The 15384-nt window shown below is 74.9% G+C and carries 15 protein-coding genes; 11 read left to right on the top strand and 4 right to left on the bottom strand.

Going from position 1 to position 15384, the window contains the following annotated elements:
• Nucleotides 1-193 precede the first annotated feature (193 nt).
• From ADL34_RS24420 to ADL34_RS24405, 4 genes are all read left to right on the top strand, one after another.
• Nucleotides 194-667 carry a carboxymuconolactone decarboxylase family protein gene (locus ADL34_RS24420; RefSeq protein ID WP_062671760.1) on the top strand — a complete coding sequence of 158 codons (474 nt, stop codon included), beginning with the start codon at nucleotides 194-196 and terminating at the stop codon, nucleotides 665-667.
• A gap of 193 nt (nucleotides 668-860) precedes the next feature.
• Nucleotides 861-1718: an RNA polymerase sigma-70 factor gene (locus ADL34_RS24415; RefSeq protein WP_402549589.1), complete on the top strand. Its 858-nt coding sequence runs from the start codon at nucleotides 861-863 to the stop codon at nucleotides 1716-1718.
• Between the two features lie 128 nt (nucleotides 1719-1846).
• Nucleotides 1847-3271, top strand: coding sequence for an amidase (locus ADL34_RS24410; RefSeq protein WP_062671700.1), 1425 nt, complete (start codon nucleotides 1847-1849; stop codon nucleotides 3269-3271).
• A 56-nt stretch (nucleotides 3272-3327) separates the two neighbouring features.
• Nucleotides 3328-3774 (top strand): type II toxin-antitoxin system PemK/MazF family toxin, encoded by a 447-nt coding sequence (locus ADL34_RS24405; protein WP_062671702.1) that lies wholly within the window; start codon nucleotides 3328-3330, stop codon nucleotides 3772-3774.
• Here the strand turns inward: ADL34_RS24405 and ADL34_RS24400 are convergent.
• Nucleotides 3759-4583, bottom strand: a complete 825-nt coding sequence (locus ADL34_RS24400; RefSeq protein ID WP_062671704.1) for a TIGR02452 family protein — start codon at nucleotides 4581-4583, stop codon at nucleotides 3759-3761. The two genes, ADL34_RS24405 and ADL34_RS24400, sit on opposite strands and share 16 nt — an antisense overlap.
• Nucleotides 4584-4896: 313 nt before the next feature.
• On the opposite strand from ADL34_RS24400, the gene egtA reads away from it, so the two are divergent.
• From egtA to ADL34_RS24375, 5 genes are all read left to right on the top strand, one after another.
• Nucleotides 4897-6228, top strand: coding sequence for an ergothioneine biosynthesis glutamate--cysteine ligase EgtA (gene egtA / locus ADL34_RS24395; protein ID WP_062671706.1), 1332 nt, complete (start codon nucleotides 4897-4899; stop codon nucleotides 6226-6228).
• A complete protein-coding gene (gene egtB / locus ADL34_RS24390; RefSeq protein WP_062671708.1) occupies nucleotides 6225-7544 on the top strand; it encodes an ergothioneine biosynthesis protein EgtB in 1320 nt (439 codons plus the stop codon). Before egtA ends, egtB begins: the two co-directional genes overlap by 4 nt.
• Nucleotides 7544-8335 carry an ergothioneine biosynthesis protein EgtC gene (gene egtC / locus ADL34_RS24385; protein ID WP_062671710.1) on the top strand — a complete coding sequence of 264 codons (792 nt, stop codon included), beginning with the start codon at nucleotides 7544-7546 and terminating at the stop codon, nucleotides 8333-8335. The genes egtB and egtC overlap by 1 nt, the downstream gene beginning before the upstream one ends.
• Entirely contained in the window at nucleotides 8332-9294 is a 963-nt protein-coding gene (gene egtD / locus ADL34_RS24380; RefSeq protein WP_062671713.1) for an L-histidine N(alpha)-methyltransferase, read from the top strand. Before egtC ends, egtD begins: the two co-directional genes overlap by 4 nt.
• 66 nt (nucleotides 9295-9360) lie before the next feature.
• Nucleotides 9361-9576, top strand: a complete 216-nt coding sequence (locus ADL34_RS24375; RefSeq protein WP_062671715.1) for a dodecin — start codon at nucleotides 9361-9363, stop codon at nucleotides 9574-9576.
• Nucleotides 9577-9587: 11 nt separating this feature from the next.
• Here ADL34_RS24375 and ADL34_RS24370 read toward each other — a convergent pair whose 3' ends face one another.
• Nucleotides 9588-10079: a hypothetical protein gene (locus ADL34_RS24370; protein ID WP_062671717.1), complete on the bottom strand. Its 492-nt coding sequence runs from the start codon at nucleotides 10077-10079 to the stop codon at nucleotides 9588-9590.
• A 78-nt stretch (nucleotides 10080-10157) separates the two neighbouring features.
• Between ADL34_RS24370 and ADL34_RS24365 the strand changes: the two genes are divergently transcribed.
• Nucleotides 10158-11156: an LLM class flavin-dependent oxidoreductase gene (locus ADL34_RS24365; protein ID WP_062671719.1), complete on the top strand. Its 999-nt coding sequence runs from the start codon at nucleotides 10158-10160 to the stop codon at nucleotides 11154-11156.
• Nucleotides 11157-11301: 145 nt separating this feature from the next.
• Nucleotides 11302-13635: an ATP-binding cassette domain-containing protein gene (locus ADL34_RS24360; RefSeq protein ID WP_062671721.1), complete on the top strand. Its 2334-nt coding sequence runs from the start codon at nucleotides 11302-11304 to the stop codon at nucleotides 13633-13635.
• Here ADL34_RS24360 and ADL34_RS24355 read toward each other — a convergent pair.
• Both ADL34_RS24355 and ADL34_RS24350 read right to left on the bottom strand, forming a co-directional pair.
• Nucleotides 13625-14536, bottom strand: a complete 912-nt coding sequence (locus tag ADL34_RS24355; protein WP_063892360.1) for a lysophospholipid acyltransferase family protein — start codon at nucleotides 14534-14536, stop codon at nucleotides 13625-13627. The genes ADL34_RS24360 and ADL34_RS24355 overlap by 11 nt on opposite strands.
• A complete protein-coding gene (locus ADL34_RS24350) occupies nucleotides 14533-15303 on the bottom strand; it encodes a GNAT family N-acetyltransferase (protein WP_062671723.1) in 771 nt (256 codons plus the stop codon). The genes ADL34_RS24355 and ADL34_RS24350 overlap by 4 nt, the downstream gene beginning before the upstream one ends.
• Nucleotides 15304-15384 lie beyond the last annotated feature (81 nt).

The following is a 15384-nucleotide window of genomic DNA, read 5'->3' as shown; positions in this document are numbered from 1 at the left end:
CTTTTGCGATCAAGAGGGCGGCGAGCGCCTGCCGCTCACTCAAGTCCTTCGCCGTCAGCGGGTGTTGTGCGCGCCGAACGATGAAGTGACTCGCCCCGCAGCCCTGGTGACGCAGGCCACACCGCCCGCATGTCACATCCGCGCGCCCGGACCGGTCCTTGAGGTGTATCCCTCCTACCTCTGGGAGTTCACCGTGGAACCGCGTCTCGACTTCTTCGGCAGCCCGCTGGCCGGCAAGGTGCTGAAGCACGTCAACTCCGCCGGCAAGGCGATCTCGGACTCGTCGCTGCCCGGCACCGTCCAGGAACTGGTGAAGATCCGCGCCAGCCAGATCAACGGCTGCGGCTTCTGCACCGACATGCACACGAAGGACGCAGCGCACGCCGGCGAGAGCGCTCAGCGCCTCCATCTGGTCGCGGCCTGGCGGGAGGCCACCGTCTTCACGGACGCCGAGCGCGCCGCCCTCGAACTGGCGGAGCAGGGCACCCGGATCGCCGACGCGTCCGGCGGTGTCACCGACGAGGCCTGGGAGCGGGCGGCCAAGCACTTCGACGAGGAGCAGCTCGTCGCGCTGATCTCGCTGATCGCCCTCATCAACGCCTACAACCGCGTCAACGTCATCAACCGGCAGCCCGCCGGGGACTACCGTCCGGGCATGTTCGGCTGACCGGCGCCCCCGCGTCCGTCCGCCGGGGCGCCCCGACGGACGGACATCCAGTGCTGTGACCGGGAAGGTTCGCCGGGTCCGGTCACAGCACTAGCATGGCGGGTGGGCCGGCACGGGAGGCACGATGGGCGACGGGGACGACCGCGAACCCCTCGACCGCGCCACGGCGGACGGGGACTCGCTCGAGCACGCGATGAAGGACTTCGTCGCGGCGCGTCCCCAGCTCTTCGGCATCGCCTACCGCATGCTCGGCAGCGTGGCGGACGCCGAGGACGTCCTCCAGGAGACCTGGCTGCGATGGCAGCGCGCCGACCGCTCGGCCGTCCGGGAGCCGGCCGCGTTCCTGACGACCGTCACCACGCGCCTGGCCGTCAACTCCACGCAGTCCGCCCGCAGGCGGCGGGAGACGTATGTGGGCCCGTGGCTCCCGGAGCCCGTCGACACCCGCGCGGACCCGCAACTCGGCGCGGAGCGGGCGGAGGCCGTCGACCTGGCGGTCCTGCTGCTGCTGGAGCGGCTCAACCCGCAGGAGCGCGCCGCCCATGTGCTGCGTGAGGCCTTCGACTACCCGTACGGACGGATCGCGGAGATCCTGGAGACCAGCGAGCCGAACACCCGTCAGCTGGTGAGCCGCGCCCGGAAGCATCTGAAGGCGGCACGCCGGGAGCCGGTGAGCGAGGGTGCGCACCGGCGGCTGCTGGAGACGTGCCTGGAGGCGGCGCGCACCGGCACGCTGTCGGCGCTGGAGGACCTGCTCGCCGAGGACGTCGTCAGTTACGCGGACGGCGGCGGGATGCGCGGGGCGTCCCGTGTCCCGGTCGCCGGACGGGAGCGGGTGGCCCGGTACCTCGTGGCCTTCGCCCCGCGGTTCTGGCCGGACGCGCAGGTGCGCTGGGTGGAGGCCAACGGCAGGCCCGCGGTGCTCGTGCGGCGCGACGACCAGCCGGTGGCGCTGCTGTGCGCGGACGTCTCGGACCGCGGCATCGAACGGCTGATGTGGGTCCTGAACCCGGCCAAGCTGGCCCCGTACGTCGCCGCGGTCGCCGGCTGACGGGCCGTCCACGCGGGCGGTGGCGATGCGGCTTCCAGGTCCTGGGAGCCACACCGGGCGAAAACGTTTCGCCCCGGCCCGCAGGAGGTTACCGTTCGGTAGACATCGTCGTCCCGGAGGTGCCCCGAATGACGCCCGACCGTGCCGCAGGTCTCATGGAGTCCGCCCGCGCGCTGGCCGACGGGGAGGTGACCTCGCGGGCTCTCGTCGCCGAGGCGCTGGCACGCATCGAGGCCACGCAGGGGTCCCTGAACGCGTTCCGCGTGGTCCGGGCCGAGGCCGCCCTCGCGGAGGCGCGGGCGGCGGACGAACGGCTGGCCTCCGGTGAGCGGCTGCCGCTGCTCGGTGTGCCGGTCGCGGTGAAGGACGACATGGACGTGGCGGGCGAGCCCACCGCGTTCGGCTGCCGCGGGGAGTTCCCGCCCGCCGCCGAGGACGGGGAGGCCGTACGGCGGCTGCGCGCGGCCGGGGCGGTGATCGTCGGCAAGACCAACACCTGTGAGCTGGGGCAGTGGCCGTTCACGGAGGGGCCCGCCTTCGGCGCCACCCGCAACCCCTGGCACCCGGACCACACCCCGGGCGGCTCCTCCGGCGGTTCGGCCGCGGCGGTGGCGGCCGGTCTGGTGCCGGCGGCCCTGGGCTCGGACGGCGCGGGCTCGGTCCGCATCCCGGCCTCCTGGACGCACCTGATCGGCATCAAGCCGCAGCGGGGGCGCATCTCCACATGGCCTCGCGGCGAGTCCTTCAAGGGCATCACCGTCAACGGCACCCTCGCCCGCACGGTCGCCGACGCGGCGCTGCTGCTGGACGCGGCCGCCGGCAACCACCCGCGCGACCCGCACCGCCCGCCCGCCGTCGACGCGTCGGGCGCCGTGCGCCGCGACCCGGGCCGGCTGCGCATCGCGCTCTCCCTCAAGCCGCCGTTCACGGCGGTACCCGCCCGGCTCCAGCCCGAGGTGCGGGCCAAGGTCGTCGAACTCGCCGCGCGGCTCGCGGCGTTGGGCCACGACGTGGTCGAGGCGGACCCGCCGTACGGCCGGATCGGGCTGACGTTCGTGCCGCGCGCCACGGCCGGGATCGCCGAGTGGGCGGCCGACGTGCCCTCCCCCGCTCTCCTGGACCCGCGCACCCGCGGCGCCGTCCGGCTGGGCCGGCTGCTCGGCGGACCCCCGCTGCGGGCGGCCCGGCGCGCGGAGGCGGTCCTGCACCGCCGGATCGGCCGGTTCTACGAGACCTACGACGTCGTCCTCGCGCCCACGACCGCCGCTCCGCCGCCCCGGATCGGCGCGCTGGCCGGGCTCGGCGGCTTCGCCACCGACCGGGCGATGATCGCCGCCTGCCCGTACGCGTGGCCGTGGAACGTGCTGGGCTGGCCCGGGGTCAACGTCCCGGCCGGCTTCGTGGGCTCCCTGCCCGTCGGCGGCCAACTGCTCGGACCTGCGCACAGCGAGCCGCTGCTCATCTCCCTCGCCGCGCAACTGGAGTCGGAGCTGCGCTGGCACGAACTGTGGCCCCCGCAGCAGGGCGAGACGGCCCCGGTCGCGGCCGGCTGAGGTGCCGGGCGCCGCGAGCCGGTGAACCTTTCCGGTCACAGCACTAGGGTGCCTGCGTGAACACGTACACCGAAGAGAACGTCCCGGGCCGGCACGGCCGTTCCGCCACCACCGAGGCCGACCCGCGCGCGGTGGGGAAGGTGCGCACCGAGTACTCGCCCGCGCACGACGGCGACCCGGACCCCGGGGAGATCGTCTGGACCTGGGTGCCCTTCGAGGAGAACGACGGCCGGGGCAAGGACCGCCCGGTGCTCGTGGTGGCGCGGGAGGCCGCCGGGACGTTCCTCGCGGTGCAGCTGTCGAGCAAGCGGCACGACGGCGACCGGGAGTGGGTGGCGATCGGCAGCGGCCCCTGGGACCGCACCGGCCGGGACTCGTGGGTGGGCGTCGACCGCGTGCTGCGCCTGCACGAGGAGGGGATGCGCCGGGAGGCGTGCGCCCTGGACCGGGGCCGCTTCGACCTGGTCCGGCGCCGGCTCCACGAGCGCTACGGCTGGACCTGACCCACGGGGAACGCGGCGGCGAACGCCGCGCGGGTCGCGCTGTCCGGGGTGCGGTCGAGGACGCCGAAGACCACGTGCTCGAACGCGGAGCCGAACCGTCCGCCCGGTCCGAGCAGGCCCCGGAACGCCTCGGCGACCCGCGCCGGGTCGTTCTGGAAGACGCCGCAGCCCCAGGCGCCGAGCACCAGCCGCCGGTAGCCGTGCGCGGCGGCGACCTCCAGCACCCGCTCGGCGCGGATGGCGAGCGCGCGGGGCAGGTCGCCGGCGCGCCCGGGAGCCGTACGCCGTACGACGCCCGCGTTCGGCGCGGCGGCGGTCAGGAAGCCGGCCGTGTACGGCTCGGCGAGCAGCCGCCCCCGGTCGTCACGGAAGACGGGTACGCCCGGCGAGTGGATGACGCGGTCCGTGTAGAACGGGTCGCGATGGGCGCGGTGGTGTTCGTAGAACCCGGGCGCCGCCCGCAGGCAGGAATGGAGGGCCGAGGCGCGGCACAGGGCCTCCTCCTGGGCCTGCGCGCCGTTCAGGAAGCCGCCGCCGGGATTGCGGGCGGAGGCGAAGTTCAGCACGGCGGTGCCGGCGCCGAGACGGCGGGCCGCCTCCAGGCTGCTCTCCCCCGTGACCTCGAACGACGTCGTCACCGCGGCCGCGTCCGGCACGGGTACGGGCTCGGGGCCGTACATCCGCGTGCCCTCGCGCGCCGCGCGGACGGCGGCGGCGAGGGACACCTCGCGGCCGTCCGGCGCGCGGTAGGAGCCCGCGGCGACGATCTCCTCGGTCTCCTTCGCGATGCCGCGCAGGCGCGCGCTCATGGCGCCACCCCCGTGCGCGCCATGAACCCGCGACCGCGCGGGCCGCTCGTGTTCTCCCCCGTCGTGCTCACCTGAGCATCCTGGGCGATCCTGGTGCTGCGCCGCAACAGGAATTTCGGCGCGCCGACGGCCGCGGGAACGCGCTGGGAAAGGCCCAGCACACGCCCGGGAAACGGAGATTACCGACCCCGAACATGCCGAGTAAGCACTCTTGTGCGAGTCGCCGCGAACGTCTTGGGTGGGACGAGTGTGCCGCTCCGGCCCGCGAGATCCGTGGGCCGATGGCATCGTGGACTCTCAGGAGGATTCCGATATGTCCGACTCGGTCAGTGACTGTACGGAGCGTTCCCGCACCGTGGTCACCGAAGCCGAAGTGGAGGCCCTGGTCCGGGGCATCTGCTTCAAGACCGGCCCGCCCCGCACGCTCGGGGTGGAAGTGGAATGGATAGTGCAGGAGCTGCGCGACCCGCGGCTCCCCGTGACACCCGAACGACTCGAAGCGGCCTACGCCGCAGTGCGCTCCCTGCCCCTGAGGTCGGCTCTCACCGTGGAGCCCGGCGGGCAGCTGGAGCTGAGCTCGCCCCCCGCCGGCTCGCTCACCGAGTGCGTCGGCATCGTCTCCGCCGACCTCGCCGCCGTCCGCGCGGTCCTGGCCGGCCAGGGACTCGCCCTCGCCGGGCTCGGCACCGACCCCTGGCATCCGCCGCGCCGGTTCCTGCGCGAGCCGCGCTACGACGCCATGGAGACGGTGCTGGACCGCAGGGGTCCGGCGGGCCGCGCCATGATGTGCACCTCGGCCTCCGTGCAGGTCTGCCTGGACGCCGGGTACGAGGAACCCGGACCGCTGGGCCACGGCCGGCGCTGGTGGCTCGCCCACCAGCTGGGCGCGGTCCTCGTCGCCGCTTTCGCCAACTCCCCGCTGGCCGGGCGGGAGCCGACCGGCTGGGTCTCCACCCGGCAGCGGTTCTGGATGGACATCGGTCCCGGCCGTGCGGGCGCGCCCCCGCTGAACGGCGACCCCAGGGCGGGCTGGGCGCGGCACGTGCTGGACGCCCCCGTGATGTGCGTCCGCAGCGAGAACGGCCCTTGGGAGGTGCCCGAAGGGCTGTCATTCCGTGAGTGGACCCGGTCGGGCGCGCCCCGGCCGCCCACCCGGGCGGACCTCGACTACCACCTGACGACACTGTTCCCGCCGGTCAGGCCGCGTGGCCATCTGGAGCTGCGGATGATCGACGCGCAGCCCGGCGACGACGGCTGGATCGTGCCGCTCGCCGTGACCACCGCGCTCTTCGACGACCCGCAGGCGGCCGAGACCGCCTACCGGGCCGTGAAGCCGCTCGCCGAGCGGTCCCTGTCGTGGCCCGCGCCGCACAACCCGCTGTGGGCCGGAGCGGCCCGCTCGGGCCTGGCCGACCCCGAGCTCCACGAGGTCGCGGTCATCTGCTTCACGGCGGCCCAGGAGGCCCTGCCGCGCCTCGGCGCGGACACCGCGGTCACGGACGCGGTGGCCGCCTACCACGACCGCTACGTCGCCCGGGGCCGCTGCCCCGCCGACGACCTCCTCGACGGGCACCACGGCACGGACCGCCCGCACCCCCGGCTCCGCTCACAGGCGGGGACCCCGCACGGGAAGGACACCCCATGAACGACCCCGCCCTCGACGCCGAGACGCTCCGCGAGCGGGCCCTCACCACCCTGACCACGGCCCGTGCCCGCACGACCCTGCTGACCAGCTGCGTCGACGACCCGGACCTGACCGCCCAGCACTCGCCGCTGATGTCCCCGCTGGTGTGGGACCTCGCCCACATCGGCAACCAGGAGGAGCAGTGGCTGCTCCGGGCGGTCGCCGGGCGGGACGCGATGCGCCCCGAGATCGACGGCCTCTACGACGCCTTCGAGCACCCGCGCTCCGAGCGCCCCTCTCTGCCGCTGCTGCCTCCGGCCGAGGCCCGGGCGTACGCGTCCGAGGTGCGCGGCCGGGTCCTGGACCTCCTGGAGGGCACCGCGTTCCACGGGACGCGGCTGACCGAGGCCGGCTTCGCGTTCGGGATGATCGCGCAGCACGAGCAGCAGCACGACGAGACGATGCTGATCACGCATCAGCTCCGCAGGGGTCCGCAGGCCCTGACCGCCCCCGACCCGGAGCCGGCACCCCCGTTCACCGGGCCGTCCGAGGTCCTGGTCCCCGGCGGTCCGTTCACCATGGGCACGTCCACCGAGCCGTGGGCGCTGGACAACGAACGTCCCGCGCACCGGCGCGAGGTGGCGGCCTTCCACATCGACACGGCGCCCGTGACGAACGGCGCCTACCAGGCGTTCATCGAGGACGGCGGCTACGACGACGAGCGCTGGTGGACGAAGGACGGCTGGGCGCACATCCGGCGGCACGGCATCCACGCGCCGCTGTTCTGGCACCGGGAGGGCCGGCAGTGGCTGCGGCGGCGCTTCGGCGTCACCGAGGCCGTACCGCCCGAGGAGCCGGTGCTGCACGTGTGCTGGTACGAGGCCGACGCCTACGCCCGCTGGGCCGGACGGCGGCTGCCCACCGAGGCCGAGTGGGAGAAGGCCGCCCGGCACGACCCGGTGTCCGGCCGCTCGACGCGCTACCCGTGGGGCGACGCCGACCCGGCCCCCCGGCACGCCAACCTGGGCCAGCGCCATCTGCGGCCGGCCCCGGCGGGCAGCTACCCGGAGGGCGAGTCGCCGCTGGGCGTACGGCAGTTGATCGGCGACGTGTGGGAGTGGACGGCGAGCGACTTCCTGCCGTACCCGGGCTTCCAGGCGTTCCCGTACAAGGAGTACTCGGAGGTGTTCTTCGGGCCGGAGCACAAGGTGCTGCGCGGCGGGTCCTTCGCGGTGGACGCGGTGGCCTGCCGGGGCACGTTCCGCAACTGGGACTACCCGATCCGCCGGCAGATCTTCTCCGGGTTCCGCACCGCGCGCTCCGCCGAGGGCGCCTGATGTGCCGTCACCTCGCTTATGTGGGCCCGCAGGAGCCGCTCGGCCGGCTCCTCGTGGACCCCGCGCACGGCCTGTACCGGCAGGCGTGGGCGCCGCGGCACCAGCGGTACGGCACCGTCAACGCCGACGGTTTCGGCGTCGGCTGGTACGCCGAGGAGGACCCGGTGCCGGCCCGGTACCGGCGCGCGGGGCCGATGTGGGCGGACCCGTCGTTCGCGGACCTCGCCCGGGTCGTGCGCAGCACCGCGCTGCTCGCCGCCGTACGGGACGCGACCGTGCCGGGCGCCGACCAGGAGGCCGCGGCGGCACCGTTCGCCGCCGGGGCCTGGCTGTTCAGCCACAACGGGGCCGTGAAGGGCTGGCCGGGCTCGCTCGCACCACTGACGCCGGCTCTGCCCGCCGTGGACCTGCTGTCCATGGAGGCCCGCAACGACTCCGCGTTCGTGTGGGCGCTGGTGCTCGCACGGCTGCGCGACGGCGACGAACAGGGGCAGGCGCTGGCCGACCCGGTCCTGGAGGTCGCCGAGGCGGCCCCCGGCTCCCGGCTCAACCTGCTCCTCACCGACGGCGCGACGATCACCGCGACCACCTGGGGCGACACGCTCTGGTATCTGCGCCGGACCGGCGGCGGCACCGTCGTGGCCTCCGAGCCCTACGACGACGACCCGCACTGGCAGGAGGTCCCCGACCGCACCCTGCTCGCCGCGAGCCGCACCGACGTCCTGCTCACCCCGCTCAAGGAACCGAGCGGCGCCCTGGCCTACGCACCACGCAAGGAGCCCAGCACGTGAGTCCGTTCCGCATCACCCGCACCCTCCCCGAGGACGCCACCTCGGCCGCGCTGCGCGCCGACGTCCTCGCGGGCCTGACCGGCACCCCCAAGACACTTCCGCCGAAGTGGTTCTACGACGCCCAGGGCAGCGAACTCTTCGAGAAGATCACCGAGTTGCCCGAGTACTACCCGACGCGCGCGGAGCGGGAGATCCTCACCGGCCGGGCCGGCGAGATCGCCACCGCCACCGGCGCCCGCACCCTCGTCGAGCTGGGCTCCGGCTCCTCGGAGAAGACCCGCTACCTGATCGACGCCCTCACCGGGCTGCACACGTACGTCCCCGTCGACGTCAGCGAGAGCGCCCTCACCCAGGCCGGGCAGGCGCTCGTCGAGGAGCGGCCGGGGCTCGAGGTGCACGCCCTGATCGCCGACTTCACCGCCGGCCTGGACCTGCCGGACACGCCGGGACCGCGGCTGGTGGCGTTCCTCGGCGGCACCATCGGCAATCTGCTGCCGCCGGAGCGCGCGGCGTTCCTCGCCTCGGTGCGGGCGCTGCTCTCCCCCGGTGACGCGCTGCTGCTCGGCACGGACCTGGTCAAGGACGAACGGGTCCTGGTCGCCGCCTACGACGACGCGGCCGGGGTGACGGCCGCCTTCAACAAGAACGTCCTCGCCGTGATCGACCGGGAGCTGGGCGCCGACTTCGACCCGGGCGCCTTCGACCATGTGGCGGTGTGGGACCCCCGGGAGGAGTGGATCGAGATGCGGCTGCGCTCCCGGACCGCGCAGACCGTGAAGGTGCCCGCGCTGGGCCTCGCCGTGGACTTCGCGGCGGGCGAGGAGATGCGCACCGAGGTGTCGGCGAAGTTCCGCCGGGACGGGGTGCGCGTGGAACTCACGGCGGCCGGCCTGGAGCTGACGCACTGGTGGACGGACGCCGAGGGCCGGTTCGCGCTCTCGCTGAGCACGGCGCGCTGACGGACGGCTCGCGCGATGCCCCGCGGTGGGGCACGGTGGAGTGACGCGTGTGAGAGGAGCACCTACATGTCGAACCACACCTACCGGGTCACGGACATCGTCGGCACCTCGCCCGACGGCGTGGACCAGGCCATCCGCAACGGCATCGCGCGGGCCTCGCAGACCCTGCGGAACCTGGACTGGTTCGAGGTGACCGATGTACGCGGCCAGCTCGACGGCGGTGACATCGCGCACTGGCAGGTGACCATGAAGGTCGGGTTCCGGCTGGAGGACTCCGAGTAGGGGTCCTCGCCTCAGGTCCGTCCGTCGCGCTCCTGCGCCTCCTCCAGCGCCGCGGAGGGGGCGGTCCAGCGCGCGCGGACGACCGGGAAGCCGGCCCGTTCGGCGTCCTCGCACACCAGCTCGTCGTCGTCGACCACGACCCGGATCTCGCGGGTGCGGGCGAGGCGGCGCAGCGTCTCCAGCTTGGTGCGCCGGGCGGGCCTGCGGTCGTCGTCGCGCCGCATGCGCAGGTCCCCGTCGGGCAGGCCGTGCGCGGCGAGCCAGGCGAGCGTGTCCCGCCGGCAGCGCGCGGGCCGGCCGGTCAGGTAGACGATGTCGCACTCCCGCGCGTGCTCCCGGGCCAGCGCGATCCCCTCCTCCAGCGGCGGGTCCTGGGGCGCGGCCGCGAAGAAGCCGTCCCAGTCGCGTGGCCTGCGCTCCAGGAAGTGCTGGCGATGCCCGGTGTCGGCGAGGGTGTTGTCCAGGTCGAACACGGCGAGCGGACGTCGGCTGCTGTCGGTCACGTCCGCCAGGGTACGGCCCGCCGTGGCGCCGGACCCGGCGGGCAGGAATCTCCCGTGCCGTCCGGTGTTGAACCCTGTATGAGCTCCGTGATCGCCGCCACCCGCTTCTCCGTCCTCGACCGCTCCCGCACCCGCGAGGGGCACACCGCGCCGGAGGCGCTGCGGGACACCGTGCGGCTGGCGCGGGTGGCCGAGGAGCTCGGCTACCACCGCTTCTGGGTGTCGGAGCACCACGGGGTGCCCGGTGTCGCCGGCTCGGCGCCGACCGTGCTGGCCGCCGCCGTGGCCGGTGCGACCCGCACGATCCGGGTCGGCACGGGCGGGGTCATGCTGCCCAACCACCGGCCGCTGGTGGTGGCCGAGCAGTTCGGCGTGCTGGAGTCGCTGTTCCCGGGCCGCATCGACATGGGGCTGGGCCGCTCGGTCGGGTTCACCGGCGGGGTGCGCCGGGCGCTCGGCCGGGACAAGGAGGACGCGGAGGACTTCGCGGGCCAGCTTCAGGAGCTGCTGGGCTGGTTCCGCGGCACCTCGCCCACGGGGGTGCACGCCCGGCCCCCGGAGGGTCTGACGGTGCCGCCGTTCGTGCTGGCCATGGGCGAGGGCGCGGACATCGCGGCCCGCGCCGGGCTGCCCATGGTGATCGGGGACCTGCGGGACCGGGAGCGGATGCGGCGCGGCGTCGACCGGTACCGGGAGCGGTTCCGGCCCTCGGAGTGGGCGGCCGAGCCGTACGTCGTGATCTCCGGCACCGTCGCGGTGGCCGCCACGCCCGACGAGGCGCGCCGGCTGCTGGTGCCCGAGGCGTGGTCGATGGCGTACTCCCGTACGCACGGCACCTTCCCGCCGCTGCCGCCCGCCGAGCGGGTGGAGACGCTGTCCCTCACCGGCCGGGAGCGCGAGTTCTACGAGCGGGGGCTGACCGGGCATGTCGTGGGCACCGAGGAGCAGGTGGCGCACGAGCTGGAGACACTGCTGAAGGAGACGGGCGCCCAGGAGGTGCTGGTGACGACCAGCACCCACGACCGGGACGCCCTCGTGGACTCCTACCGGCGGCTGGCCCGGATCGTCCACGCCTGACGCGGCGGGCGGCCCGGGAGCTGGTTGCCCAGGTCGTGTCCGCAAAGCCCGGCGCCCGGCACGCCCTACGGGCGAACGACGGGACTTTGCGACACGACCTAGGCTGAGGAGCCCTGTCCTCGCCGTCCTCCCGGAGCACCGCGCCATGCACTCCCCGCACGACCCCTTCGTCCGCGTCCGCGGGGCCCGCGAGCACAACCTCCGGGGGGTGGACGTCGACGTCCCGCGCGACGTGCTGGCCGTCTTCACCGGAGTGTCCGGCTCCGGGAAGTCGTCGCTGGCCTTCGGCACGATCTACGCCGAGGCGCAGCGCCGCTACTTCGAGTCGGTCGCGCCGTACGCCCGCCGGCTGATCCATCAGGTCGGCGCGCCGAAGGTCGGGGAGATCACCGGGCTGCCGCCCGCCGTCTCGCTCCAGCAGCGCCGCTCCGCGCCGACGTCGCGGTCCTCGGTGGGCACGGTCACCAATCTGTCCAACTCGCTGCGGATGCTGTTCTCCCGGGCCGGCGACTACCCGCCGGGGGCGGAGCGCCTCGACTCGGACTCCTTCTCGCCGAACACCGCCGCCGGGGCGTGCCCGGAGTGCCACGGGCTGGGCCGGGTGCACCGCACGACCGAGGAGTCGCTGGTCCCCGACCCGTCGCTGTCCATCCGGGACGGCGCGATCGCAGCGTGGCCGGGCGCCTGGCAGGGCAAGAACCTGCGCGACATCCTCGACGCGCTGGGCTACGACGTCGACCGGCCGTGGCGGGAGCTGCCGGCCGAGCAGCGGCGGTGGATCCTGTTCACCGACGAGCAGCCCGTCGTCACGGTCCACCCGGTGCGCGACGCCGACCGTATCCAACGCCCGTACCAGGGCACGTACATGAGTGCCCGCCGGTACGTCATGAAGACGTTCGCCGACTCGCGCAGCGCGACGCTGCGGGCCCGGGCGGAGCGGTTCCTGACCGCCGCGCCCTGCCCGGTGTGCGGGGGCAGCAGGCTACGGCCGGAGGCGCTGGCGGTGACCTTCGCGGGCCGGACGATCGCCGAGCTGGCCGCGCTGCCGCTCGTGGAGCTGGCGGAGACGCTGGACGGCGGCGCGTCGGAGACCGCGCGGGTGCTGACCGGGGACCTGAGGGCACGGATCGCGCCCGTGGTCGAGCTGGGCCTCGGCTATCTGAGCCTGGACCGGGCCACGCCCACACTGTCGGCGGGCGAGCTGCAACGGCTGCGGCTCGCCACGCAGTTGCGGTCCGGGCTGTTCGGTGTGGTGTACGTCCTGGACGAGCCGTCGGCGGGTCTGCACCCGGCGGACACGGAGGCGTTGCTGCGGGTGCTGGCCCGGCTGAAGGAGGCCGGGAACTCGGTGTTCGTGGTGGAGCACCACCTCGACGTGATGCGCGGCGCCGACTGGCTGGTGGACGTCGGGCCGCGGGCCGGGGAGCACGGCGGGCGGGTGCTGCACAGCGGGCCGGTGGCGGAGCTGGCGTCGGTCGCCGACTCGGCGACGGCCCGCTTCCTGTTCGAGGACGCCCCGGCCGCCCCGCGCCCGGTGCGCACGGCACGGGACCGGCTGACGGTCGGCCCGGTCACCCGGCACAACCTGCGCGGGGTGACCGCCACGTTCCCGCTCGGCGTGTTCACGGCCGTCACCGGGGTGTCGGGGTCGGGCAAGTCCACGCTGATCGGGGAGATCACCGAGAAGCTGCCGGGTGTGGGCCGGCTCGTCTCGGTCGACCAGCGGCCCATCGGCCGTACCCCGCGCTCCAACCTCGCCACCTACACCGGGCTGTTCGACGTGGTGCGCAGGGTGTTCGCGGCGACCGACGAGGCCCGTGCGCGGGGGTACGGCGCCGGGCGGTTCTCCTTCAACGTGGCGGGCGGACGCTGCGAGACCTGCCAGGGCGAGGGGTTCGTCAGCGTGGAGCTGCTGTTCCTGCCGAGCACCTACGCCCCGTGCCCGGAGTGCGGCGGCGCCCGCTACAACGCGGAGACCCTTCAGGTCCGGTACCGGGGGCGCACTGTCGCCGAGGTGCTGGACCTGACGGTCGAGGCCGCCGCGGACTTCTTCGCGGACACCCCGGCCGTGGCCCGCAGTCTCGCCACGCTCCTCGACGTCGGTCTCGGCTATCTCCGGCTCGGCCAGCCCGCGACCGAGCTGTCCGGCGGCGAGGCCCAGCGCATCAAGCTGGCGAGCGAGCTGCAGCGCGGCAGGCGCGGGCACACGCTGTACCTCCTGGACGAGCCGACGACCGGACTGCACCCGGCCGACGTGGAGGTGCTGATGCGTCAGCTGCACGGCCTGGTCGACGCCGGGAACACCGTGGTCGTGGTCGAGCACGACATGTCGGTCGTCGCGGGCGCCGACTGGGTGATCGACCTGGGCCCGGGCGGCGGCGACGCGGGCGGCCGCGTCGTGGCCGCCGGCACCCCGGCCGAGGTGGCGGCGACGGCGGACAGCGCCACGGCACCGTATCTGGCGCGCGTCATGCTGTGACTCCCCCGCGGGGGACGCCGTCTCCTGCCGGGACCGCCGTGCCGGCGAGGACGGCGTCCCCCGGTGCCCCCGTCTCCGTCTCGGCCGCCCTGGCCAGCGTGCGGCGGTCGGTCCTCGGGCCCGGCACGAGGGGCGCCCGTACCTCCGCCTCCGCGCTCAGGCCCCGTGCCCGGACCACCCGCCAGACCGAGCGGGCCAGCGTGTCGTCGCCGACGAAGGCCGGGATCGTGGCCGGCGGGCCGCCGGGGACCCGGTAGCGCAGGCGCACGGGCACGACGGGGACGTCCGCGTCCAGGGCGGCCTGGAAGGCGGCCGGGCGGAAGGGGCCCCCGGCCCGGCCGCACCAGGTGCTGCCCTCGGGGAAGACGGCGACCGCATGGCCGGAGCGCAGGTGTCCGGCGACACGGGCGACCGTGCCGGGCAGCGCGCGGATCCGGTCCCGGTCGATGAACAGGGCGCCGCCGCGAGCGGCCAGTCGGCCGGCGACCGGCCAGGAGCGGATCTCCGATTTGGCGAGCATCCGTGCCGGGCGGACGGCGGCCAGCAGGGGGACGTCCAGCCAGGAGACGTGCCGGGCGACGATCAGCACACCGGCGGCCGGTACGGCCTCGCCGCCGATCCGGACCCGCACGCCCGCGGCCCGGACCACCCAGCGGCACCAGCGGCGGACCGGGCCCGGCGGCAGGCGGATGCCGAGGGACGCGGTGACCAGACGCACGGTCACTCCGGCGGCCAGCAGGACCAGCAGGGCGGTCAGGCGCAGGACGGCCCACGGAAGGGCCCGTGTCCGTGCGGCGCGCTCGACGCAGGTCCGCGGGGTGCAGGGGGCGCCGGGCCGCCAGAAGGTCCCGGCCTCGGCCGCGTGCGCGGCGGCCGCCTCTCCTCCCGCCGGGGCCGTCACGCCGGGACGAGGGAGAGGAAGTGCCGCAGATAGCGCGGGTCGATCCGGCGCATCGACAGCAGCACGTACAGGTCGGCCACCCCGAACTCGGGGTCGTGGGCGGGCTCGCCGCACACCTGGGCGCCCAGGCGCAGGTATCCGCGCAGCAGGGCGGGGAGTTCGACGCGGCGGACGGGCGCCGGGCCGGCAGGCCGCCAGGGACGCAGCGGCCGTACGCGGTGCTCCTCGGGGGCGAGGTTCCGGGTGCGGACCCGGTCCCAGGTGGCGGCGGCGAGCGTGCCGCCGTCGGCGAGCGGGATCGAGCAGCAGCCCGCCAGCCACTCGTGGCCGCGGTCCACCATGTAGCGGGCGATGCCCGCCCAGATCAGGCCGATCACGGCGCCGTCGCGGTGGCCGGGGTGGACGCAGGACCGGCCGACCTCGACCAGGTCCGGGCGGATCGCGTCGATCGCGGTGAGGTCGAACTCGGTTTCGGAGTACAGCCGTCCGGCGACGGCGGCCCGCTCGGGCGGCAGCAGCCGGTAGGTGCCGACGACCTGACCGGACGACTCCTCGTGGACGAGCAGATGGTCGCAGTACGCGTCGAAGGCGTCGATGTCGTGCCCGGGCACCGGGGTGGACAACGCGGCCCCCAGTTCTCCGGCGAAGACGTCGTGCCGGAGCCGCTGGGCGGCGCGGACGTCCTCCTCGTCGCGGGCGAGCCGGACGGTGTAGCGGGTGGGTGCCGTGGGCTGCGGGGGACGGGCGAGCGTGGAAGCGCCGGTCATGGCTCTCTCCTGGTCACGGGGCCGGTGCGGCGGGGTGGGGACGCCTGTGCGGTGTCGCGCGGTGCGCCGACCCTGTTCTCC

The organism is Streptomyces sp. NRRL WC-3605 (assembly GCF_001509795.1).
Lineage (GTDB): Bacteria > Actinomycetota > Actinomycetes > Streptomycetales > Streptomycetaceae > Streptomyces > Streptomyces viridochromogenes.
Note: the sequence above shows the minus strand (reverse complement) of the source record. Positions and strands in the feature narration are given on the sequence as shown.